Consider the following 22403-nt stretch of genomic DNA (forward strand, 5'->3'; position numbering starts at 1 on the left):
TATAACTATACGATTATGATATACAAGTTCTTCGCAATTTATTTGTTGTAAATTTAATATTTTTGTTTCCATCGAGTCATGCGTTTTCCAGTTTTAGGATCTTTATAGTCTTCTAAAATAAACCCCTTATTTTCTAGTTGTTCCCTGATATGATCTGCTGAAGAAAAATTTTTCAGCTTTAGAAGAGTGAGACGTTCTTCTACTAACTTTTCAATGGCTGTTGAGACATTTTTATTAAGAGGTTCTTCGAAAACTTCGATTCCTAGAATATGAGCGCTAGCGTTAAATACAGGAAGTAAATGAGGATTTTTTGTACTTTTACGGGCTAATTTATGAAGTGCTTGTATTGCTGATACAGTATTAAGATCATTACATAAAGCAGAAATAACATCAGGATCAACTGTACCTTTAGGTGTCGTAGTTTTAGGCCACTTAGATAATAGTGTTTCAGCTTCTATTAAGCGTTGAACAGTAAAATCAATTGGTTCTCGATAATGAGTCATGAGCATAGCAAGGCGTATGACTGAAGAGGGCCAAGTTCGTCCTCCGAATTTTTTCGTTTCAAGGAGTTCATTGATTGTAATAAAATTTCCATTTGATTTGGACATTTTATGGCCCTCTAAATTGAGGAAACCATTATGAATCCAGAAATTAGATGTTTTTTCTATGCGATAAGCACAACAAGATTGCGCTATTTCATTTTCGTGATGTGGAAAAATTAAGTCAAGTCCTCCTCCGTGGATATCAAATACTTTTCCAAGATAATGAGAAGACATAGCTGAACATTCGATATGCCATCCAGGTCTACCTCTATTCCAAGGGGATTCCCATCCTGGTTCTGAAGGAGTAGATTTTTTCCAAAGAACAAAATCAGAAGGATGTTTCTTATGAGATTTTTTTGGAACACGTGTTCCTATTTTTTGATCATCTATTATACGTCTAGAAAATGATCCGTAATCTGGGATAGAATTTGTGTCAAATAGAATTTCATTATTCGCTTGGTAAGCGTGTCCATGTGATATTATTTCTTGAATTAAGCATATCATTTGAGGAATATGGTCGGTAGCACGTGGTTGATGTGTCGGGGGAAGGCATGCCAGACGAGTTGTATCTTTTATGAATTGTTTTGTATTTTTTTCCGTGATGATATGTATGGCATCATCGATCGATATAGATGGATATTCCTGACGCGCACGTTCAATTATTTTATCGTCGATATCAGTGATATTGCGGACATAAGTTATGTTTTTTTCTCCATAACAATGCCGTAACAGGCGATATAATACGTCAAAGACGATTGTGGGTCTAGCGTTGCCAATATGGGCAAAGTCATAGACGGTTGGACCACAAACATACATCCTAATATTCGAAGGATTGATAGCTTGGAATTGCATTATTTTGCGTTCCAGAGTATTATAAATCATTATTCTTTGATGCATCAGAAAAGCCTTGTAGATGAGTTGACGTTGCCACATGTTATTCTATTTGGAACGTGAACTGTTTTTTCGCAACTTTAGTTTATATATGGTTAGGGGAATTGTTTAAAAGGATTCAGTGGTTTTTCTCTGCGAAATGTAATATATTTTTTTTTGAAAGTATTTAAGTTTTTTCTGTAATTTTTGCAACATTAGAGATTATATGTGTATATGAATCAGTTATAAATATTAGAATGTTTTTTTAGAGTTTGCACGCGGGTTTATTATGAGAAGAAAATTGTTACAGGGGTTAAGACGTTCTCTATTGATTCGTGAAGGATCTGTAGCCATTGAATTTGCAATATTGTCTTTCCCGTATTTTATGATTGTATTTTCTATATTGGAGATGTTTATCTCTTTTACTGCTGGACAACTTTTTGAAAGTGCAGCATATGACATAGCACGTAAAATTCGTATAGGGGAATTAAATAAGAAAAAAGTTTCATCCCTCGTGGATTTTAGGCGGATTTTTTGTCAGGAAATAGGAGTGCTATTTCGTTGTTCAGAGGGAGAAATACGAACTCCATATGATTTTTATGTAGATGTTCATAAAATTAATTCATTACAATTTTTGATCAATAAAATACCTCGTAAGAATGGTAATGATTACAGTTCTGAAATAGATGATAGAGGTTTTGATTTTGACCCTGGTGGTCCTAAAACTTATAATGTATTGAGAGCATATTACCATTGGCCATTATTTACAGATTTTCTACATCGGTATATTACTGCAGTAAAGCATCCAGGAAAAGGTACTGATTTTCTAATTACGTCGATTGTGGTATTTAAAAATGAACCTTTTTAGTAGGTGTTAATTTTATGTTTTTGGTAGGTTCTATAAAGATTGATTTTTTAGTTGTCGCATCTATGCCACTTATAAAAAGTGATCGCTGTTTAATACAAAGGATATGACATGAGACGCATTGAAAACTATATTCTACGGTTTTTATCCAGAAAGAATGGTGTTGCCGCAATAGAAATGGCATTTATTTTCCCTGTGTTATTGTTGATATACTTTTCTGTATTTGAGATCACTATGCTTTATTCTTTGTCGAAACGTTTAACTCGCGTTGCAAGTAACATCGGAGATATGATCGCGCAAGAGTCTTCAATTGATAAAAGTTATTTAGAAGATTTTGAAAAATTGTTAACTTCTACTATGTATCCGTATATATTTAATGATTGTTCTATTATGATAACCGGTTATTGGGTTGATAGTGATAAAAAGGTTACGAAAAAGTGGAGTTGGTCTTCTCCCAATATAGGTATTACAGTTAAAGAGGATGTTCCAAATTCTATAAAGGACTATTCTTCATTTGTCGTACGTACTGAAGTTACTATGAAATATCAGACATTTTTAATGTCACGAATTTTTCCAAACTCCTTAAATGGAATTATTCCTCTAGACAAGGTTTTTTATTATCGTCAGCGTTTAGGTGGTGAGGTAATTTGTAGAGACTGCCAGACCTGAAATCTTGGGGGAAGAATAATCGAATATCATCTCAAAAAATAATATACATTTCACTGTCTAAACATCACTCTTTCTTGGATAAATATTTTATTTCTCTGGATATTTATGTTTATGATCATTGAAACATGTATTTTTTCAAATTATTTATCCTATTCCAATGATATGATGATTATTGAATGTATATTTTTCTCCTGTAATCATAGATTTAATCGCTAGAGGGTATAGGATGTGTTCAACAGATAAAACTTTTTGAGATAGGCTTTCTTCGGTATCGTTTGAGGATACAGGCACGGCTGCTTGAGCAATAATTGGTCCTTCATCCATATTTTGAGTAACCATGTGTACTGTGCATCCAGTTATTTTGATGCCAGATTGCAAGATACGACGGTGCGTATGTAGTCCTGGAAAGAGCGGGAGTAAAGATGGATGAATATTAATAATTTTATCTTTATAGGATTCTACAAAATTTTTACTTAGAAGGCGCATATATCCAGCAAGGCATATGAAATCTGGCTGTATAGAAGAAAGATGCGTGAGAATTTTTTTTTCATGTTCTTGTCGAGAAATACAATCTTTATAAGGAATAGAATAAGTTTGTATCTTCTCTTGTCGTGCTTTTACAAGCCCTTGTGCATGAGGATTATCAGAAAAAACGCCTATAATTTTAGCAGGATAATCATTTTTTTTTGTTTCTTGAATAAGAGAGAGCATATTTGTGCCTTCTCCGGATATAAATATCACAATGTTTTTACGAATCATAGCATTAGTGATCCTTGATAGATAATAGGGTTTTTTGTTTTATTGCGTGGTATCACTTCTCCACAATGGATTACTTTTTCATTTTTCTCTTCAAAATTTTTTATAATAAGATCTTTGTTTTCTGGATTGGTAATAATAACCATTCCGATTCCACAATTAAAAGTACGCAGTATTTCATTAGAATCCACATGTGCTTTTTTAGATAACCACGAGATAATTTTAGGAATTTCAATAGAATTTAAGTCAATTATAGCCGTTAGATGAGATGGAATGGCTCTTGGAATATTTTCTGTTAATCCTCCGCCAGTAATATGTGCTAATGCTTTGATTTTTTTTGTTTTTTTGATGATTTCGAGTAGTGGATTGACATAAATACGTGTTGGTGTCAAAAGGGTTTCCCCTAAGGTTTGTTCTAAAGAAATAGGGGAGGGATCGTTCCACGATAATTGGGATAATGAAATAATTTTTCGTACTAACGAAAAACCATTTGAATGTAATCCCGAAGAAGGTAGTCCTAAGATGATATCTCCTTCGCAGACGTTTTCAGGGGAAAGTAGATCTTGTCTTTCTGCTGCTCCTACAGCAAATCCAGCAAGATCATAATCTCTTCCATGATATAATCCGGGCATTTCCGCGGTTTCTCCGCCAATTAAGGAACATCCAGCTTGCTGACATCCTGTTGCAATCCCTTTTATGATATCGGTTGCTTGATCGGGATTTAATTTGCTGCTTGCTAAGTAATCAAGGAAAAACAACGGTTCAGCTCCATGTGTTAAGATATCATTGACACACATTGCTACCAGATCTATGCCGATGGTATCGTTTTTACCCATTTCTGCTGCAATTTTAATTTTGGTTCCGACTCCATCGCTGGAAGACACTAAGATTGGATCTATAAAACCTGCTTTTTTAAGATCAAACAGACCTCCAAAACCACCAATTTCTCCAATAGTTCCTGTACGTTTTGTGGATTTTAAGGTTGATTTAATTTGCGCAACAGTACGGTTACCTGCCTCTATATCGACGCCGGATTGTTTGTATGTAAGTGCACCCTTTTCTTCATGATTCAAATTTATTCTCCTACATCTTAAAGATTCTTATTTTTTATTTAGAGCTTATGAGGAAAAATTGTATGGTATGTTTTGTTAATATGCTATGCTACAATGATTTTGTTTTTCTCACTATTGTACCCGGAACATGATTATTATATTGGCCATTGCTCTTGTACAATATCTGAGAGGATCTTTTTTCAAATAATTAGTATTTTTATGGGGAATTATAGATCATGAATTCCACGATGGATGACTATAGTTTTTGTATTTCTAATCAAGGAAAAGATGATCAGTGCAAGGATAAGAAGGAAGAGCAGCTTTTTTTGTCTTTTCCTAGGTATTGTGGAATGAGCCGCGATGATCTTTTGACACATAACTCTATTGATCCAGCGATACGTCTCATAGATTCTTGGCCGTTTTGGCCATCTCCTGTTGTAATTCTTGTTGGCCCTAGTGGTTCCGGAAAATCTTTTCTGGCTAGTGTGTGGTCTGCTAAAAGCAAATCTACAAGGCTTGATAATATTTCTAAAAGCTTGGATTCTATTTTAATAGACACGCCAAAACCAGTTCTCTTAGAGGATGTTGATCGCTTAGATTTTAGTGATACCAAATTATTTCATATTATTAACAATGTATATCAATATGATTCAAGCTTGCTAATGACAGCTCGGACTCTTCCTGTTTCATGGGAAGTACGCTTGCCGGATTTATGTTCTCGTTTGCAAGCTGCAACAGTAGTCAAGATTAGTGTGCCGGATGATGATTTTTTAGAAAAAGTAATAGTTAAAATGTTTGCAGATCGACAGATTTTTATTGATAAAAGACTTGCTACTTACATTGTGCAACGCATGGAAAGATCTTTGGTTTTTGCAGAAAAAATCGTCGATAGAATGGATGACTTAGCATTATCTCGTGGCGCTGGTATAACGCGTTCCCTGGCTGCTGAAGTGCTAAAAGAAGTACAACAATGTGATTAATACAATAATTACTGGTAATTTGCCTTAAATTATCAATGACTACTTTATTCTTCATGATATCGCCCATTAATTTGTATAATCAAATGATTCGATACCTTTTAAACAAGGTAATAATTATTGATAATCTACGTCATAAAAAATCCGAACAATGATCTACATTATTCGGAAATTCTAATAAACCTGGTGCGGATGGCGGGACTCGAACCCGCACTCTCATATAAAGAAGCAGATTTTCTTACCACTGCAATTTTCATTGCCACTGCTTTTTATTCGCAGTGTTTGTGGTCTGGACTGTCCCTTCACCATAACATTATAAATGTTTTAGGTGCTGCCCGTCCAGTCTCTACACCTTCCTTTTAAAAAAAAAGGTTTGGCTCGGGATTGGCTTGCTAAGAGCTTTCCCCGAATTTGAGCAGTTCTACTCCACAGATTTCTCTATGGGCACTCAATAAATTAAGTCTGCTGCGTCTACCGATTCCGCCACATCCACAATATTAACCCGTCTTATACACGGTTTTACAAATAGAAGCTATATCTGAAATCATAATATTTTTCATTGTATACGATTTTTTAAAATAGTGGAGTAATTTTTTCATTCACAGTCTTTTAGAGATACTGTAAATAGCTTTAGAAATCACGGGTTAAGAAATGAGTTCCGCACTGTCGCTAATTTAACAGCGATGGATTATCCCTTTCTATCGCAAGGCAGTCCTTACTCTGATCCATATGTATCTTCTCCTGACAGTGTAGCTCAAACCTTATGGAAAGGTACAAAGATGCGACATAAGCGTGGGGAGCATACAACTCTTTTAGATGTCAGTCCTGAATTTGACACATATATTTTATAGTTTATTAAATTTATAATTTAAACTATTGATTGTTTTTTATATTACAGGATATAGTTAAATTGCTTTTAACTTAAAGGTTGATTCGGCAATTTGGAGGGGAATAAATTGAGTCAAACGCGTTTTTCAATTCCTAAGTCTCGGATGAATATGGCTGTTCAAGATAAGGAAAAGAGATGGTTGTATCGTCGATATTGGAAAGAATAAAACGAACCATGTCGTAATTTGGTTGATAAAAAAGAAAGCTCTTTGGGTTTTTATGTTGTAATATTTCTGTCTTTTTTTTCAGGCGTATTACTTTCTTTTTTTGGATTTATTTAATCTCAATTGTGGATAGAAAATGCTAAGATAGATGGTGAGGGGGTAAAAATCACTTATTGTTCTTAGTTATGTATAAGCAATAGATCTCAAATCATAGAGGTATAATGCTCTATTTATTGAGATCAGGTTGTTTTGAAGTCATATTGGTTTTGTTTGTTTATTATGATTTGTATAAGAGGATAGAGCCTCTTATGCATTGGATTAACCTGTATTTTTTATAAAACTACGATTAATCAATAATTGACGTACTGCTTTGATATCATATGGTAATTTCTGATTATATTCAGAGTGTATGTTATTTAAATAAATTTGGTTGTTAAATTTCTGGTCAGTGATTATTTCTTTTATAACTGGGTATTCGCCGGTTGCTGTGGTTATGTATTGTTGTACGCTATTAGATAGAAGAAAACGGAGAAATTTCGTTGCTATTCTTTTATTTGGTGTTGATTTCACCATTCCAGCAACCGTAGAGCAAAATACGTTTCCAATGTCATTCGCAGCAAAAGAAGTTTGGGAAACAGTTGTTTTGTCATGGTATTTTTTAAAAAAAACAAGAGAAGAAGAATTAATCAAAGCAATGTCAACTTCTCCGTTTTCTATCGCTTGTATCTGATCAATATCCCGCTGGTATTTTTTCGTTTCATTGGCAATAAGGCTATCTATGAAATTGGGAACTATGGAATCAGTCGATGTTTGTTGCATTGTATTGATAAATTTTTGAAAAGATATGTTATTAGGGGCAATTGAGAGTTTCTTTTTCCATTTTTTATTTGTCAGATCTAGAGCACTTTTAGGTAAATCAGAAGTTTTAATTCGTTCAGTAGAATACGCAAGTACTTGAGTATCATAAGATATTCTCATCAATTTTTTATGTTCATTTGTAAGGTGTAAAGAATCTTTTTTAATGAGGCCATAAGGAATTTTATTTAGTAAATCTGCATTTAAAGCAAGAGATTTTGCGTCTTTTGTTATCACAATATCTGGTGTATGATTATTAGGTATCCCTTGAATTATATGGGTTCTTTGTATTGAAGAGTTATATACTAGATGGATTTTCGTTCCTGTGTTTTCTTCAAAAGTATGAAAGATAGGAAGCAAAATATTTGAATTGTAATCAGTATATATTGTCAAAGATTGGGAGGTATTATCTATAGGGAAAACTGCTTTAAAACAGAGGAAAAATAAAAAAAATGTGTATTTGATAGATTTAAACATGGTAACCTCAGAAAAAAATATAATGAAAAATTGATCATAAAAATTTCCCGTATGTAATCATATTTGTCTAAAAACATAAAGATGCATATTAAGTTTTATAAACTATTTTATGATAGTTTTTATATAAATTAATTATAAGCGTTGATACAACTCTAGGTAATTAAAGTGTCGAGAAAATTCTTATAGCATAAGAATACTGTTTAATTGAGATAATTAGAGGGGGGGAATAAAGTGTTATTTTTTTCATATGCTATTGAATAGTATAAGATAGAGAAAGGAAGAAACATGTTAATAAACATAAAAGAAAAAGAGCAACAAACATCAGATCAGTCGGATTCTTGTGTTACAACGGTCGTAGAATGTTTAAAAGAATTAAAGGCTGAGGATATATGCCATATAGAAAACATGTCTTCACGCCCTTTAATATGTGATAACATGGTCATCGTTTCAGGTAGATCTACTAAACATGTGGCTTCTATGGCGGATAATTTGATTTCCTATCTCAAAAAGAAAAAAATTAAAGTTTTTGGTGTTGAAGGTTTGCTAACAGCTAACTGGATTTTGATTGATATTGGGCATGTCATGGTTCATATATTTCATCCAGAATCTCGAAAACTATATGATTTAGAGAGTATGTGGGTATAAGATTTTTAATAAAAATATAGTGATTTTTCAAGGCATCAATTCTAATTGATGCCTTGATCTTATTTTAAATGTGGAATGAAAAGATAGATTATATTTTACTAGTATTTGATTGATCAGAGAACTATAGGGGCATAATATGCGCTCATGTAAATGGTTTCTACGTTGTTTTTTAAAGTAAGAATAAAAACATCAAGATTTTTTTTTTAGAAATATCTTGTTTTATTTCCCTTGTATACATTGAAGATTATTGAATTTTTTATAAATGGTAGGTGATTTAAATATATTTTGTATTTTCGAAAATATTCATCGGGCGTAACGCATTTAAATATTATTTTATGTTTTAGAAAAGGATAAATTATTATTATTAATATATCTTTCGAATAGTCCTATGTATTTGAATGCATGTAATTTGAAATTTTTAATAGGTCATAAGAATTTTTGCTTATTTTCCGGGTTTTTGTTCATCTAATGAGTATTACTAGAAATTTAAGAGGAATCTATCTCATGTCCCGTTGGCTAAAAATATGAAAGTAATTTATTGTAATAGCCCCTTTTGATTTGAGGTGGATGAAAGGAAAATTGGAATTGAAAATTTTCGTTCAAATGGTAGTGGGTGCGACGATCATTGCTTTAACATCTTATTATACTTTTGATGGTTTGCAGGCAAAGCCTATATTGACTGTTTATACATATAATTCTTTTTTTGCACATGGAGGAATGGGCTCTAAAATCAAGTTAGCCTTTGAGGAAACATGTGGTTGTGAACTTAGATTAATTGGTTTTAATGGTGGAGTAGATTTATTAAATAGACTGAGAATCGAAAGAGAGAATAGTCCTGCAGATCTTGTGCTCGGATTAGATTATAATCTCATAGATTTAGCCAAGAAAACTGGTTTATTTGATAAAAGTTACATTGATATCAGTCAATTGAAATTACCAATAAAATGGAATGATGATGTATTTGTTCCTTATGATTATGGGTATTTAGCTTTTATTTATGACAAGAGACACATAACTCAACCTCCTAAAAGCTTCGATGAATTCATTAACAGCACAGAGCCATGGAAAATTATTTATCAAGATCCGCGTACGAGCACATTAGGTTTGGGTTTATTGCTCTGGATACAAAAAATTTATGGAGATAAAAGTGCTGCAATTTGGAAAAAAATAGCTACAAAAACGGCAATTATTACCAAGGGGTGGAGTGAAGCATATGGATTGTTTCTAAAAGGTGAAAGTGATTTCGTGCTTAGTTATAGTTCATCTCCAGCTTTTCATATTTTTAATGATGGACAAGATAATTACGGTGCTGTACTCTTTAATGAAGGTCACTATTTACAAGTTGAAGTGGTCGCTCAATTGAGGAGTGGTCGGAATCCTCAATTGGCACAAAAGTTTATGCAATTTATAATTTCTCCATTTTCGCAGAAATTTTTGTCAACAACTAATTGGATGTATCCCGTTATTGATGTTTCTATGCCTGAAGTTTATCGAAAAATAAAGAAGCCGACAAAATCTCTTCAACTTAAGGAAAAAGATATTATTAAATATCGCAATCAATGGATTTATTCATGGCAAAATGCTATCAGTTATCCATAGGAAAAGATCTCTGGCCTGGTATGGTCGTATTTGGTTTTTTGAGCTCTATTATTTTTCTTGTTTTATATTCTATATGGTTATACATGCCTTCAGTAAATTGGCAAGAATTTATTGAGGATAGTTATTTATGGCATGTCATCGGTTTTACGTTTTGGCAGGCATTACTTTCTACTTTATTATCAGTTATTCCAGCGATTTTCATAGCAAAATCCCTTTTCAGACGTCATTTTCTAGGGCGTATGTTGTTATTGCGGCTGTATGATATGATTTTCGTATTGCCTGTATTAGTGGTGATTATGGGCTTATTTACCGTATATGGGCGGATGGGATGGATTTCTCAATTATGTAGATTTTTAAATATTTCTTACGAGTTTAATCTTTATGGTCTCAAGGGTATTGTGTTGGTACATATGTTTTTTAATATGCCGTTAGCTATTCGTATGTTGCTACAATCTCTGGCAAGTATTTCTGTCGAGCAACGTCAACTTGCAGCACAATTAAGCATGAATCAGTGGAATTTTTTTCGTTTTGTTGAATGGCCCTATATAAGAAGACAAATTTTACCAACATTCTCTTTGATTTTCACGATATGTTTTACAAGTTTTGCGACAGTGCTTACGCTTGGAGGGGGGGCAGCTTCAACCACTATTGAATTAGCGATATATCAATCATTAAGTTATGATTTTGATCTCAATAAGGCTGCTTTCCTTTCCCTAATACAACTTTTTTGTTGTTTAAGTTTGGCGGTAGTAAATCAAAAATTTAATTTTTCTTTTTCTTCAGGTTATAGTTTACAGTTACTATGGAAAAATATAGACGATAATCTATGGAGAAAATTATGGGATTTTTTGCTTATTAGTTGCTCAACTTTTTTCTTCATTATTCCTTTAATGGCCATTATTACTGATGGTATAAATTCAATGTTATTGCAAGTATTACAACAATCTAGATTGTGGAGTGCTATTTTTAATTCGATTTATATTGCTATAAATGCTGGTGTATTGTGTATGATTTTTACTGTCACTTTACTTTGGACTAAGCGCGAATTGCGTTTGCGTCGCTTAAATTTTTTCCATCATATTTTTGAATTAAATGAGTTATTAATTCTAGCTATTCCAAGTATTGTGTTGGCAATCGGATTTTTTTTGTTACTCAATAATACTATTAATTTAACGTCTTCGTCATACAGTTTGATAATTTTTACTAATGCTTTAATGTCCATTCCTTATGCGATAAAAATATTAGAGAATCCGATGTACGATTTAGCAGATCGATATAATGCATTGTGTGATGCGTTGCAAATCAAAGGAATAACTCGACTATATATTATCGAATTCAAGGCTTTAAATCGCCTTTTGGCACAAACTTTTGCTTTTTCTTGTTTGCTTTCAATAGGGGATTTTAGCATTATCATGCTTTTTGGAAATGAAAATTTTTGTACTTTACCGTACTATCTTTATCAACAATTAGGTTCTTACCATCATAGTGATGCTGCTGTTACCACACTATTATTGCTATTACTTTGTTTGAGCTTGTTCAGTATACTAGAATATTTTTCAAGGAAAGAGTATGATTGAAGTAAATCAATTGATTTATTCCTATGATAATATGAAGATGCACTTTGATTTTAAGGCGGATCAAAACGAAAGGATTCTAATATTAGGTCCTAGTGGTGCAGGGAAAAGCACTATGCTTTCTTTGATAGCAGGGTTTCTATATGCAACACAAGGGAATCTGTACTTAAACAAACAAAATCATACGTTTAGTCCACCCGCTAAGCGTCCTCTTTCCATCTTGTTTCAAGAAAACAATCTTTTTTCTCATTTAACTGTTTGGCAAAATATTGCTTTGGGTATTACACCTAATTTGCGTTTAGATAATTATCAGCATGCTCAAGTTAAACAGATTATAGAAAAATTTTTTCTTGAGGATTGTTGTAATAGATTCCCTTCGCAAATATCAGGAGGACAACGTCAACGTGCTGCTTTGGCACGTTGTTTTATTCGTCAAAGACCTATTTTATTACTAGATGAACCTTTTTCATCTCTTGATCCTGCACTGCGTAATGAAATACTAGGGTTGTTGAAAAAAATATGTGATGAACGCCAATTGACCTTACTTATGGTCTCTCATAACTTGGAAGATGCTGTACAAATAGCAACACGGTTTATTGTTGTCGCTGAAGGAAAAATTGTTTATGATGGACATCCAGATTGTTTGATGAACGGATTAATAGAAGAGAGTGCATTATTAGGTATATCATCCCGTTATTGATATTTCTGAAAAACTTTTAATCACGAATTCATTTTATTAAATAAATTTCGATTATATTTTTTCATAATTTAAATCATAGGAGTATTGGGTTATTGTTTTTAATATACTTCAAAAAACAGTGAATTATTTTATTATATGATAGGTGAATAGATAGCGTTGTTTAACAAAATATTTTTTTAGCAATGGTTTTTGTTATGTGTATGACAGTGCAAGCGCAATAGGGAATTTTAGGGTATTGTAAAATTATCAAAAAATGTATTATTTACTGATTAAAATAATTGCAAAAAAAATTTTTTAACCAGAAAAAAAATATTTTAGTATTATAATCCAGATGATTTGCAGGGGTTGAAGAGTGGACAATATATTTTTTTATTAGTGAATATTTTTAATTTTATTTGAGCATTGGTTACAATAAATTATCTATAGATTTAGTAAGTTTTTTATTTTTTTAAATATCTTGTTTTCTGGAAAAACAGGAATGGGTATTTTTTATCATATTCTTACTAATCCCATGATATGATCAAGATGATGTAGCTTTCATTTTGGATGTTTCCAATGAAGAAAAGTTAAGTTTTGTAATTTATAGCATTTTCGTAATTATTAATAACTCTTTGCATGAAGTAAAAAGTTTGTGGGTATCGATTTAAACCATCCTTTAAGAAAGAAAACGTCTAAGAAACACTCTTTTTATTCAAAGATTGTTTTTCAGAGGATCTTTTTTTTGTTTTTTTGTACATTCATTATTGGTTTTTCAATTTATATTTTTGTTTCTAACCATTTTGTTGATATGGCAGAAGTGAGTCCATATTCTGTTATTAGAGATATTATTCCTATTTCATCGAAAAATTCTCTTGAGATTGATGATAAGAAAGATAACATACCTGTGAATGATCAAGTTAAGATTGATCTATTGGATACTACTATTCCTGACAAGAAAATTCCTGACAAGAAAATCGTTGATAAACCGAAAAGATCTACTTTGTTAGATTCTTTGCCAACGATAGAAGAGAGATTATTGCCTTCTGTACCTATAGACGCATCAGCAACGAATAAGATGGGAAACAAAGAGAGTAAAGGTTCTATTAGAGACACGCGAGTTTGTCCTGATATTAGCGGTGCGCGTATTGCTATTGTCGTTTCTGGTTTAGGTATCAGTCAGACTGGAACACAACGGGCTATTAATTTATTGCCTTCAAACGTCACATTGGCTTTCGCCTCCAATGGTAATAGTTTGAATCGTTGGATGACAGAAGCTAAGAAAAAGGGACAAGAGGCTATTTTACAAATTCCTATGCAGGCTTTTAATGAAGCAGATAATGCGGATGATGTTTATACTTTAAAAGTAACGCAAACACCTCAGCAATTGTTGGATCGATTAAGATATTCTTTGAATCGTGGCATGGATTATTTCGGTATTATGAATTATCGTGGAGCAATGTTATTATCGCATAAAGATTCTGTAGAAGTTATGTTCAAAGAATTTTCTAAGCGTGGATTGTTGTTTTTTGATGATGGTAGTTCAGGTCGCAGTCTTACTAGGGTATTAGCTTCGAAATTCAATCTTCCTTATATGGTGGCTGATTTGTATTTAGATGATCAGATAGATCGTGATAAAATTGGGCAAAAATTAAAAGAATTAGAGGAAATTGCTCGTACTTCAGGGCAAGCTATTGGTGTAGCTGTTGCTTTTGATGAGAGCATTGAAGTAATTTCGCAATGGTTACAACAAAAATATGGAAGCGATATATCAGTTGTTCCTTTATCGTGTTTAGTTAAATCATCGCGTCCTTCTTCATAAATAAATGAAATAGATGAATAAAGTAAATAAATTTTTTTTTGAAAGAAAAGTTAGATTTGTATAGGCGTGGTGTAGGAATTTTAATTTTAGGTCCAAATAATCATGTGTGGGTTGGACGTCGTATTTGCCATCATAATGATAAAAACAAATCCTCATGCTCGTGGCAAATGCCACAAGGGGGTATAAATCCTCAAGAATCTTCCCTTGACGCTGCATATCGTGAATTATATGAGGAAACAGGTATCAAATCTGTTTCTTTGTTGGGAGAATCCGATTCATATGTAAAGTATGATTTTCCAAAATCTTATATACGAAAAAATGGATATATTGGGCAAATACAAAAATGGTTTGCGTTTCGATTTCACGGATCAACAAGTGAGATTTGTGTTGATCGGACATCATTTGGATATGAATCGGAATTTGATGCTTGGGCTTGGGTTTCTTTATTGGATACGCCTAATATAGTTGTTGATTTTAAGAAAAAATCTTATCAACAAATAGTTCCCGATTTTGTATATCTTATTAAATAGGAATAAGAATATTGGTGATTAGAGCATGTATTTTGGAGTTTTATTTTAGTAATAACATAGGTGATTTTTATATAACTGTTATGAGAAGATATGGTAAAATTAATACTAAATTGTAAATCAGTATAATCAAACACTTAAAATAATCTTCTTAACCTTTTGGTTAAAGTTAATGCTAGCTGTTTTATATATTCGTTTTTAGCCTTTATTTTTTGTATAAAGATCAACTGTTCTAATTTTTTAAAATACGTATAAAACTGGCCCATAGTTAATGGAGCTATCACTATAATTATCCGTTATTAGTTGATGGTGCGTGGAAGAGAATCTCATTGTTCAAAGTCCTATCGCTGTTCTCACTCCGTTTGAACAAGAGATTATTGCGTGTATCCTTGGCTTTTGGTATACCGATAAAATCGTGCAGAAGAAGAGAGTTGAAGGTTGAAAGAGGCGTGCAAAAGTAAAACGTTGTTGTTCTCTTTTTAAGGATAAGATCAAATAATAAAAAAATATAGTAAAATCAACAATTTAAATTTTTAATGGTGATTCCGGCGCGATTCGAACGCGCGACAACCAGATTAGGAATCTGGTGCTCTATCCTGCTGAGCTACGGAACCTTTATACTGTAATACAAAATAAATTAATTTTTTTCAATGAGGTGAATTGCAGTTAATTGTGTAACAAATATTTTTCTTGTTTTTTAGAATTGTTCAATGTCAAATATGCTCATATAAGAATTTATCTTATCTTGATTAAAACATAAATTTTCTGCTTATTTGCAATTTCTTGAGGAAATTTTTAAAGTGACACGTAAATCAACTCGGATTATAGGGATCGATCCTGGTCTTCGGAGGACAGGATGGGGAATTGTTGATGCTGCAGGGGATAATCTAAGTTTTATTTCTTCTGGAACAATTGTTTCATGTTCGAAAAAATCACTTGCATCTCGTTTGTGCCAATTATACGAGGGTTTGACTGATGTTATTCATAATTGGAAACCCGAAGAAGCGGCTGTGGAACAAGTTTTTGTAAACAAAGATGCGGTGGCGACACTTAAGCTCGGTCAAGCTCGGGCAATAGCCATGTTGTCACCTGCCCTCATTGGAATACCTGTTTCTGAGTATGCTCCTAATACCATTAAAAAAGCGGTAATAGGCGTTGGTCATGGGGATAAAAAACAAATCCATATGATGTTAAAGATATTGATGCCGGGAAGCGTATTTAAGGGGAAAGACGCTGCTGATGCATTAGCAATCGCTGTATGTCATGCACATCATGCTAATTCTGGTTATTATAAAATTGCATTACACAATTGATTCGTTTTAGATGAAGTGATGGGTGTAAGTAGAAAGTAGAAAACTATGATAGGTAAAATCAAAGGCAATATTGAAGGCTTGTATGAGGATTATGTATTGGTTGACGTACAAGGTGTTTGTTATATGATCTACTGTCCAGTTCGTACATTATCTTGTCTTGGCAATATAGGAGATTTTTGTACTTTATTTGTTGAGACGCACGTACGACAGGATCAAATTCGACTTTTTGGATTTCTATCTGAAATAGAGCGGAAATGGTTTTTGTTATTGCAAAGTGTGCAAGGAGTAGGGGCAAGGGTTGCTATGGGTGTGTTATCTCATATTACAACAACAGAGTTGATAGAATCTATAATATTGCAAAATAGTAAAGTTCTAGATCGAATTCCGGGTATTGGGACAAAAGTAGCCAATCGCATTATGGTAGAGCTAAAGGGCAAGGCGGTTTCTATAGATAAGAAAGATGTTTCTTGCTTGAATAAAGAAAAATCACAAGAAAATTATATGTCTGCAGTTGCGATTGATGCTATATCTGCATTAGTTAATTTAGGTTATAGTCAAGACAAAGCATCGGAGGCTGTGATATTAGTCCTTAAAAAGGATCACGATATTACTGATGCAAGTCAAATTATTCGATTGGCTTTAAAAGAAATATCATGTTAAATCATTCCCATTATACATTAAAGTTATGAAGATTAGCAAAAATGATGGATCGTGAAGGGTTGCTGTCAGGTAAGATTTTTCAGGAAGATGCTGATATTCCCTTATTGCGCCCAAGAACTTTAGGTGAATTTACAGGTCAAGTTGAAGCATGTTACAACCTCAAAGTTTTTATAGAAGCAGCTAAAGCACGTTCTGAAGCGTTAGATCATGTGTTGTTTGTAGGTCCTCCGGGGCTTGGAAAAACTACTTTAGCGCATGTTGTTGCGAGAGAATTAGGTGTTAATTTTCGCTCTACGTCAGGGCCTGTTATTGCAAAGGCAGGAGATCTTGCGGCGCTTCTTACCAATTTAGAAGATCGTGATGTCTTGTTTATTGATGAGATTCATAGGCTTAGTATTGTTGTGGAAGAAATTCTTTATCCGGCTATGGAAGATTTTCAACTGGATCTTATGGTTGGAGAGGGGCCTTCGGCACGTTCTGTAAAAATCAACCTATCACGTTTTACACTCATAGCGGCTACGACAAGAGTTGGTTTGCTTAGCAATCCTTTGCAGGATCGTTTCGGCATTCCTGTTAGATTAAATTTCTACAAGATAGAAGATTTAAAAGTAATAGTGCATAGAGGTGCTAAATTAACAGGATTGGCTATTACAGATGATGCGGCATATGAGATTGCCATGCGTTCTAGAGGAACTCCACGTATTGCTGGAAGACTATTGCGTCGTATACGAGATTTTGCTGAGGTTGCGCATGCTAAAACTATTACGAAGGAAATAGCAGATGCAGCGTTAATTCGTTTATCAGTAGATAAAATGGGGTTTGACCAACTTGATTTGCGTTATTTGACAATGATTGCTCATAATTTTAAAGGTGGTCCAGTTGGTATAGATACTATTGCTGCTGGTCTTTCTGAACCTCGGGATGCTATAGAGGATTTGATAGAGCCTTATATGATACAACAGGGATTTATTCAGCGTACACCACGAGGAAGGATTTTAATGCCCAGTGCTTGGAAACATCTTGGTATTAATATTCCTCATGACATGGTGGGATTTCCTTGTGGAAAGAAAAAGTAAACTACGTTATTTTTTGTGTCTTTTACGTGTGCGATCGACTTTTTGTATTATAAAATATATTATAATTTTATTTGACGGTGATTTTCTATTTTTGGGCAGAAAGTGATGTTACAAAAACTTGGAAAATAACAATATATTTTGATTAATATAGAGGAATTTTGATTAAATCTATATGGATGCATTGGTAGAAAATGATTTATATGATAAGCAAATATTGAGAAGCGGTATTAGGTTCTATTGTTATAAATTCGATTTCAGTACTTGCAGGAAAAATTCGTTAATAATTTTGGATTTTCTATTATGGATATAAATATTTTTTCTTTTTTTATGCAAATAGGATTTGCGGTTAAGTGTATTATAATTTTATTGCTTATTTTTTCTATTTATAGCTGGAGCATTATTGTGCAAAAAAGTGTAAATTTTATTATGATTCGTCGTAATTTTAGAGAATTTGAAAAACTTTTTTGGTCGGGACAATCGTTGGAAGCATTGTGTAAATTATTAAAAGATCGTCAAAATATTGGGCTGGCTGCAATATTTATGTCTGCTATGGGAGAATGGAAGAAAAGTTATGAAAAAGGAGCACGTTCTCCTATTGGAATGCAAGATCGTATAGATCGTATGATGGATGTAGCTATCGCTCGCGAATTGGAAGATATAACAGAACGATTGAGTTTTCTTGGGAATATATCTTCAAGCAGTTTGCTTATAGGTATTTTAGGGGCGGTTTTAGGCATGATGGGTTTTTTTGAAAGTATTGCAGGATATCATCCCAATATAGCCGTTGCTGTTCCGAGAATAATAGAATCTTTAATATGTATTCTTTTCGGTCTTTGTGTGTCTATACCGTCTTCTATAGCGTATAATAAGTTCATGGCAGATTCAAGAAAGTGTTCAGTGCAAATGGAAGGATTCGCTGATGAGTTTTCGGCAATCCTCTCTCGACAAACTGAAAACAATATAATTTCCTAAGCGCACTGTAGTTATTTTTGAGAAATGGGTTGATGATAAATACACAAAACCAAGTCAGCATGAGAAAAATACGCAGTAGAAGAAAAGGAAATCGTAATTCCGTAGTGCCTGGCGGAATAATGAACAGCCAATTGCAATATATCTCTTTAATAGGATTGGCTCTGATTTTATTTATGATTTTAATTGGAAATATTATGATTCTTATTCCAAGGTCAGGGTTTATTCTAGATCTTGATATCGATAGATATACTATTATAATAGATGTGAATAAAAATGGAGAGATTCGTATACAAGGAAAGCAGGTTTCCTTGAATGAAATCGCCCAAAAAATAGAATTTTTGCAGAATGGTAAATTCAACGAATGCATCTTGATTAAAGGAGAAAGTGATGCATCTTATGGGACAATAATGCATGTCTTGTTGAATGTCCAGAAAAGTGGATATAGAAACGTTAGTTTCCTTGTTCGAAATTAAAAGGATGATAAGCTGTGCGTTTAGAGAATGGTCTTGCTATATCGCTGATATTGCACGTTGTATTCTTATTATTACTGTATTTTAGTTTTAATATTAAGTTATTCATTCCGGTTTCGCAAAATGAGATGTTTGCTGTGCGCAATATTTATAATGAAGATTTTCATTCTGGTAAATACAACGACGATACGAGAAAAAGAGAAAAAAAGCAAACTCCTTCCTTAAAAGAGGAAAGTAAGAAGAATATTGTTGAAGAAAATGGTGTTATATTGCCCGATCAGAGGAATATTGACGCTGTTGAAGATGGGATGAAGAATTTTCCTAATAAAGGAGGACAAGAATCTAAAGAAGTATCAGAAGTTATTACATCGCCTCGTTTTGAGAAACCACAAGATATCAAAATGACGAATAAGGCAGGAACACCTTCTGCAAAAAAGAAAAGTATCGAGAGTGTTATAAGATCTGACAAGAAAGGAAAAGGAGCATTACCCAGATCTGGGATAAGGCAAAGTAATAAAATTTTTTCTCAGAATGCAATAAGTGTTGTGCGCAATAGAATTATAGAGAATTGGAATATTCCTTCTGATTTCAAGAAATTTAAAACATTGCAGGTTAAGATGCGATTTCAGTTGAATAAAAAAGGTTTAGTGATTGGGAATATTCATGTTGACGTAATAGGTGGAACAGAATTAGTTCGTAGAATATTAAGAGAAAATGCAAGAAAAGCTGTTATGAAATCGCAAGCCTTTCTTCTTTCTCCAAATTATTACAAGGATTGGCGCAATATTGTTCTTAATTTTGTGCCTTCAAGAATGTAGTATAAGTATCTATCTTTTTTATGTATATGCTTTGTTTTATGAAAGTGGAAGGGAATTTGTTTTTGAGATTTTCTATAATTTAAGGAACTGAATATGAAGATCAATCTTTGTTTATTATTAGTATTGCTTGTCGGGTGTTTTGCTACTCCAGCACATGCTTTAGTACGAGTTAATACCAATATTTCTGATTATTCGCCGGCATCTATTGCGGTGACTAAATTCGTGTCTGTTGATGATTTAGGAGGTAAATTATCAGAAATTATAACAAAGGATTTGCAAGGGTCTGATGTGTTTAATCTTATTTCCCAAAGTTCTTTCAAACAAAAAATCACTAATCCAGATAGTGTCCTGCGTTTTCAGGATTGGCAAAGCATAGATGCTCAAGTTGTTATAACAGGTCGGGTTATTAAAGAAGGTAAAGATCGTTTGCGTACAGAATTTCGATTATGGGATATTAAAGATCGCAAACAAATCATAGGAAGGAAATTTTTTTCTTCGCCTGCTAATTGGAGAAAAATTGCTCATGTCATTGCTGATGAGATATATCAGAATATTACAGGTGAAAAGAGTGATTTTAATACGCGTGTTTTATTCGTTTCTGAGGATATCGTTCGTGGCACTATAAAAGATAGTTTATGTGTCATGGATCGAGATGGTGCTAATGTACGCTATTTAATGCCTAAAAAGGATCAGATTCTTTTGTCTCCACACTTTTCCCCTAAACTGCAGAAAGTGGCATATACGTCTTATGACGACGAAGATATCCTAAAAGTTTATTTAATGGATGTTAGAATTGACAGAGCTCATAAGAGGATAGGAAACTTCCGGGGTATGGTTCTTTCTCCTTCTTTTTTCCCAAAGGGTAATCGCATGATTGTGAGTGTGCAAAAAGAAGGTGCAATTGATATTTATAGTGTGGATTTGTATTCTAATGCTGCTAAGCGTTTAACAAATACTTTGTTTGTTAATATATCTGCTTCTGCCTCGCCAGATTCTGCACAAATCGTTTTTGAAAGTGATATGAGCGGCACACAACAAATCTATGTAATGCAGTCAGATGGATCAAATCAACAACGTATTTCGCAAGATGGTGAGGCATCATACTTTGATCCTTCTTGGTCTCCGCGAGGTGATTTGATAGCTTTTACCAAATTTCATCAAGGGAAATTTGCAATTGGGGTGATGAAAAAAGATGGATCACAAGAGCGTATATTAGTGGAGGATTCTAATTTACAATATCCTACATGGTCTCCTAGTGGTCGTTCGTTGATGTTTTCCCGTAAAAAGAACGATGATATAGGCGCAAAGCTATATTCAATTGATTTAAATGGTCGTAATGAGATATTAATCAATACGCCTAAATATGCTTTAGATCCACATTGGGTAGCATCTGCAGACTAGGTGGATTTACTATTAGTTTATTCTTTATTGTCAAAGCTTAATATTTTTGTTCAACAATCGATTTATATTGAACAGGATAAGGATAAGGATAAGGATAAGAAAGGGTTTATATGCAATATATTGCTATTTTCAGTATTTTGTCGGCAATGACTGTCATAGGTTCGTCGGAAAACAATAATGGTTTTGATATGAAGACATCTTCTGATAGTGTAGTATCATATAGCGATCCTTTACAGAAGACATTTCCCATGTCTGGTGATCGTATTTTATTCGATATCAATTCATATTCCGTTCGTCCATCAGATATTCAAGTATTATCTAGTTTAGGATCTTGGCTTGAGAAATATGATTGTGATTTTATTATAGAGGGCCATACAGATGAACAAGGTTCTCGTAATAGCAGTATTGCGTTGGGACTTAACCGTGCGTATGCAGTTTTTAATTATTTTTTAGCTAGAGGAATTAGTGTATCTCGTATGAAGGTTACTTCATACGGAAAAGAAATGCCTGATGTATCTGGTCATGATGAGAATGCTTATGAGAAAAATCGTCGTGCGGTCATTGTTCTAAAAGAATGTCGTTCTAATGGTTGAGAACAATCTTTATTGCATTGTTCTACCTGCATATTTTGCAATTGAGATATTGTTAATGGGAGGTTTGATCTATTTCTTGGATATTTTTTTATTATAAAATATCCTATGGATGAAGATAGATAACTGTTGTTTTTTAAACTAT

24 protein-coding genes and 1 tRNA gene are annotated in these 22403 nt (G+C 33.2%); 20 read left to right on the forward strand and 5 right to left on the reverse strand.

The features are described 5' to 3' along the window. Positions 1-53: 53 nt before the first annotated feature. The gene (cysS, locus tag G293_RS03530) at positions 54-1439 is read right to left on the reverse strand and encodes a cysteine--tRNA ligase (protein WP_047264332.1); all 1386 of its coding nucleotides are present in this window, start codon (positions 1437-1439) and stop codon (positions 54-56) included. Positions 1440-1701: 262 nt separating this feature from the next. On the opposite strand from cysS, the gene G293_RS03535 reads away from it, so the two are divergent. Together G293_RS03535 and G293_RS03540 are read left to right on the forward strand one after the other, a co-directional pair. Beyond that, positions 1702-2280, forward strand: coding sequence for a TadE/TadG family type IV pilus assembly protein (locus G293_RS03535; RefSeq protein ID WP_047264333.1), 579 nt, complete (start codon positions 1702-1704; stop codon positions 2278-2280). Between the two features lie 108 nt (positions 2281-2388). Beyond that, positions 2389-2946, forward strand: coding sequence for a TadE/TadG family type IV pilus assembly protein (locus tag G293_RS03540; RefSeq protein WP_047264334.1), 558 nt, complete (start codon positions 2389-2391; stop codon positions 2944-2946). A gap of 144 nt (positions 2947-3090) precedes the next feature. On the opposite strand, the gene purN is transcribed toward G293_RS03540, so the two are convergent. Both purN and purM read right to left on the reverse strand, forming a co-directional pair. Continuing rightward, a complete protein-coding gene (gene purN / locus G293_RS03545) occupies positions 3091-3705 on the reverse strand; it encodes a phosphoribosylglycinamide formyltransferase (protein ID WP_047264335.1) in 615 nt (204 codons plus the stop codon). Next, positions 3702-4775, reverse strand: coding sequence for a phosphoribosylformylglycinamidine cyclo-ligase (gene purM, locus G293_RS03550; protein WP_047264336.1), 1074 nt, complete (start codon positions 4773-4775; stop codon positions 3702-3704). Before purM ends, purN begins: the two co-directional genes overlap by 4 nt. Positions 4776-4990: 215 nt before the next feature. Here purM and G293_RS03555 point away from each other — a divergent pair, with 215 nt between their 5' ends. The 3 genes from G293_RS03555 to G293_RS05735 all read left to right on the forward strand — a co-directional run bounded on the left by G293_RS03555 (position 4991) and on the right by G293_RS05735 (position 6582). Beyond that, positions 4991-5734 carry a P-loop NTPase family protein gene (locus G293_RS03555; RefSeq protein WP_047264337.1) on the forward strand — a complete coding sequence of 248 codons (744 nt, stop codon included), beginning with the start codon at positions 4991-4993 and terminating at the stop codon, positions 5732-5734. 189 nt (positions 5735-5923) lie between these two features. Then, positions 5924-6094, forward strand: a complete 171-nt coding sequence (locus tag G293_RS05730; protein WP_158402221.1) for a hypothetical protein — start codon at positions 5924-5926, stop codon at positions 6092-6094. 320 nt (positions 6095-6414) lie between these two features. After that, positions 6415-6582 (forward strand): hypothetical protein, encoded by a 168-nt coding sequence (locus G293_RS05735; RefSeq protein WP_158402223.1) that lies wholly within the window; start codon positions 6415-6417, stop codon positions 6580-6582. Between the two features lie 519 nt (positions 6583-7101). Here the strand turns inward: G293_RS05735 and G293_RS05545 are convergent. Next, entirely contained in the window at positions 7102-8115 is a 1014-nt protein-coding gene (locus tag G293_RS05545) for an extracellular solute-binding protein (protein ID WP_083965951.1), read from the reverse strand. 285 nt (positions 8116-8400) lie between these two features. On the opposite strand from G293_RS05545, the gene rsfS reads away from it, so the two are divergent. From rsfS to G293_RS06015, 7 genes are all read left to right on the forward strand, one after another. Beyond that, positions 8401-8760, forward strand: coding sequence for a ribosome silencing factor (gene rsfS / locus G293_RS03565; protein ID WP_047264338.1), 360 nt, complete (start codon positions 8401-8403; stop codon positions 8758-8760). A 585-nt stretch (positions 8761-9345) separates the two neighbouring features. Beyond that, positions 9346-10359 carry a thiamine ABC transporter substrate binding subunit gene (thiB, locus tag G293_RS03570; protein ID WP_052775050.1) on the forward strand — a complete coding sequence of 338 codons (1014 nt, stop codon included), beginning with the start codon at positions 9346-9348 and terminating at the stop codon, positions 10357-10359. After that, positions 10332-11936, forward strand: coding sequence for a thiamine/thiamine pyrophosphate ABC transporter permease ThiP (gene thiP, locus G293_RS03575; protein WP_047264339.1), 1605 nt, complete (start codon positions 10332-10334; stop codon positions 11934-11936). The genes thiB and thiP overlap by 28 nt, the downstream gene beginning before the upstream one ends. Then, positions 11929-12633 (forward strand): thiamine ABC transporter ATP-binding protein ThiQ, encoded by a 705-nt coding sequence (gene thiQ / locus G293_RS03580; RefSeq protein ID WP_047264340.1) that lies wholly within the window; start codon positions 11929-11931, stop codon positions 12631-12633. Before thiP ends, thiQ begins: the two co-directional genes overlap by 8 nt. Before the next feature lie 721 nt (positions 12634-13354). Further along, a complete protein-coding gene (locus tag G293_RS03585; protein ID WP_244464366.1) occupies positions 13355-14431 on the forward strand; it encodes a divergent polysaccharide deacetylase family protein in 1077 nt (358 codons plus the stop codon). A 56-nt stretch (positions 14432-14487) separates the two neighbouring features. Beyond that, positions 14488-14961 (forward strand): RNA pyrophosphohydrolase, encoded by a 474-nt coding sequence (locus G293_RS03590; RefSeq protein ID WP_047264715.1) that lies wholly within the window; start codon positions 14488-14490, stop codon positions 14959-14961. 310 nt (positions 14962-15271) lie between these two features. Next, positions 15272-15400, forward strand: coding sequence for a hypothetical protein (locus G293_RS06015; RefSeq protein ID WP_280136114.1), 129 nt, complete (start codon positions 15272-15274; stop codon positions 15398-15400). Positions 15401-15495: 95 nt separating this feature from the next. On the opposite strand, the gene G293_RS03595 is transcribed toward G293_RS06015, so the two are convergent. Next, positions 15496-15572, reverse strand: a tRNA-Arg gene (locus G293_RS03595). A 186-nt stretch (positions 15573-15758) separates the two neighbouring features. Between G293_RS03595 and ruvC the strand changes: the two genes are divergently transcribed. The 8 genes from ruvC (at position 15759) to G293_RS03635 (ending at position 22261) form a co-directional block, all read left to right on the forward strand. Continuing rightward, entirely contained in the window at positions 15759-16271 is a 513-nt protein-coding gene (ruvC, locus tag G293_RS03600) for a crossover junction endodeoxyribonuclease RuvC (RefSeq protein ID WP_047264342.1), read from the forward strand. 45 nt (positions 16272-16316) lie between these two features. Beyond that, complete coding sequence (gene ruvA / locus G293_RS03605; RefSeq protein WP_047264343.1) at positions 16317-16931, forward strand: Holliday junction branch migration protein RuvA; 615 nt, start codon at positions 16317-16319, stop codon at positions 16929-16931. Positions 16932-16972: 41 nt separating this feature from the next. Continuing rightward, positions 16973-18007, forward strand: a complete 1035-nt coding sequence (ruvB, locus tag G293_RS03610; protein WP_047264344.1) for a Holliday junction branch migration DNA helicase RuvB — start codon at positions 16973-16975, stop codon at positions 18005-18007. Between the two features lie 300 nt (positions 18008-18307). After that, positions 18308-18979, forward strand: a complete 672-nt coding sequence (locus tag G293_RS03615) for a MotA/TolQ/ExbB proton channel family protein (RefSeq protein ID WP_047264345.1) — start codon at positions 18308-18310, stop codon at positions 18977-18979. Between the two features lie 32 nt (positions 18980-19011). After that, entirely contained in the window at positions 19012-19452 is a 441-nt protein-coding gene (locus G293_RS03620) for an ExbD/TolR family protein (RefSeq protein WP_083965952.1), read from the forward strand. A gap of 14 nt (positions 19453-19466) precedes the next feature. Next, a complete protein-coding gene (locus tag G293_RS03625; RefSeq protein WP_047264346.1) occupies positions 19467-20267 on the forward strand; it encodes a hypothetical protein in 801 nt (266 codons plus the stop codon). A 93-nt stretch (positions 20268-20360) separates the two neighbouring features. After that, positions 20361-21668 (forward strand): Tol-Pal system beta propeller repeat protein TolB, encoded by a 1308-nt coding sequence (gene tolB / locus G293_RS03630; RefSeq protein WP_047264347.1) that lies wholly within the window; start codon positions 20361-20363, stop codon positions 21666-21668. A gap of 110 nt (positions 21669-21778) precedes the next feature. After that, entirely contained in the window at positions 21779-22261 is a 483-nt protein-coding gene (locus tag G293_RS03635) for an OmpA family protein (RefSeq protein ID WP_047264348.1), read from the forward strand. Positions 22262-22403: the final 142 nt, after the last annotated feature.

Source organism: Candidatus Liberibacter africanus PTSAPSY, from assembly GCF_001021085.1.
GTDB classification, from domain to species: domain Bacteria; phylum Pseudomonadota; class Alphaproteobacteria; order Rhizobiales; family Rhizobiaceae; genus Liberibacter; species Liberibacter africanus.

Excerpts from the sequence above, each read along its gene's own strand:
- G293_RS05735 (WP_158402223.1), top strand. The coding sequence starts at position 6,415 with ATGGATTATCCCTTTCTATCGCAAGGCAGTCCTTACTCTGATCCATAT.
- ruvB (WP_047264344.1), top strand. The coding sequence starts at position 16,973 with ATGATGGATCGTGAAGGGTTGCTGTCAGGTAAGATTTTTCAGGAAGAT.
- thiQ (WP_047264340.1), top strand. The coding sequence starts at position 11,929 with ATGATTGAAGTAAATCAATTGATTTATTCCTATGATAATATGAAGATG.
- G293_RS03620 (WP_083965952.1), top strand. The coding sequence starts at position 19,012 with ATGATAAATACACAAAACCAAGTCAGCATGAGAAAAATACGCAGTAGA.
- thiP (WP_047264339.1), top strand. The coding sequence starts at position 10,332 with ATGGCAAAATGCTATCAGTTATCCATAGGAAAAGATCTCTGGCCTGGT.
- G293_RS03555 (WP_047264337.1), top strand. The coding sequence starts at position 4,991 with ATGAATTCCACGATGGATGACTATAGTTTTTGTATTTCTAATCAAGGA.
- G293_RS05545 (WP_083965951.1), bottom strand. The coding sequence starts at position 8,115 with ATGTTTAAATCTATCAAATACACATTTTTTTTATTTTTCCTCTGTTTT.
- purN (WP_047264335.1), bottom strand. The coding sequence starts at position 3,705 with ATGATTCGTAAAAACATTGTGATATTTATATCCGGAGAAGGCACAAAT.
- cysS (WP_047264332.1), bottom strand. The coding sequence starts at position 1,439 with ATGCATCAAAGAATAATGATTTATAATACTCTGGAACGCAAAATAATG.
- G293_RS03615 (WP_047264345.1), top strand. The coding sequence starts at position 18,308 with ATGGATATAAATATTTTTTCTTTTTTTATGCAAATAGGATTTGCGGTT.
- rsfS (WP_047264338.1), top strand. The coding sequence starts at position 8,401 with ATGTTAATAAACATAAAAGAAAAAGAGCAACAAACATCAGATCAGTCG.
- G293_RS05730 (WP_158402221.1), top strand. The coding sequence starts at position 5,924 with ATGGCGGGACTCGAACCCGCACTCTCATATAAAGAAGCAGATTTTCTT.
- G293_RS03635 (WP_047264348.1), top strand. The coding sequence starts at position 21,779 with ATGCAATATATTGCTATTTTCAGTATTTTGTCGGCAATGACTGTCATA.
- G293_RS03535 (WP_047264333.1), top strand. The coding sequence starts at position 1,702 with ATGAGAAGAAAATTGTTACAGGGGTTAAGACGTTCTCTATTGATTCGT.
- tolB (WP_047264347.1), top strand. The coding sequence starts at position 20,361 with ATGAAGATCAATCTTTGTTTATTATTAGTATTGCTTGTCGGGTGTTTT.
- G293_RS03540 (WP_047264334.1), top strand. The coding sequence starts at position 2,389 with ATGAGACGCATTGAAAACTATATTCTACGGTTTTTATCCAGAAAGAAT.
- ruvA (WP_047264343.1), top strand. The coding sequence starts at position 16,317 with ATGATAGGTAAAATCAAAGGCAATATTGAAGGCTTGTATGAGGATTAT.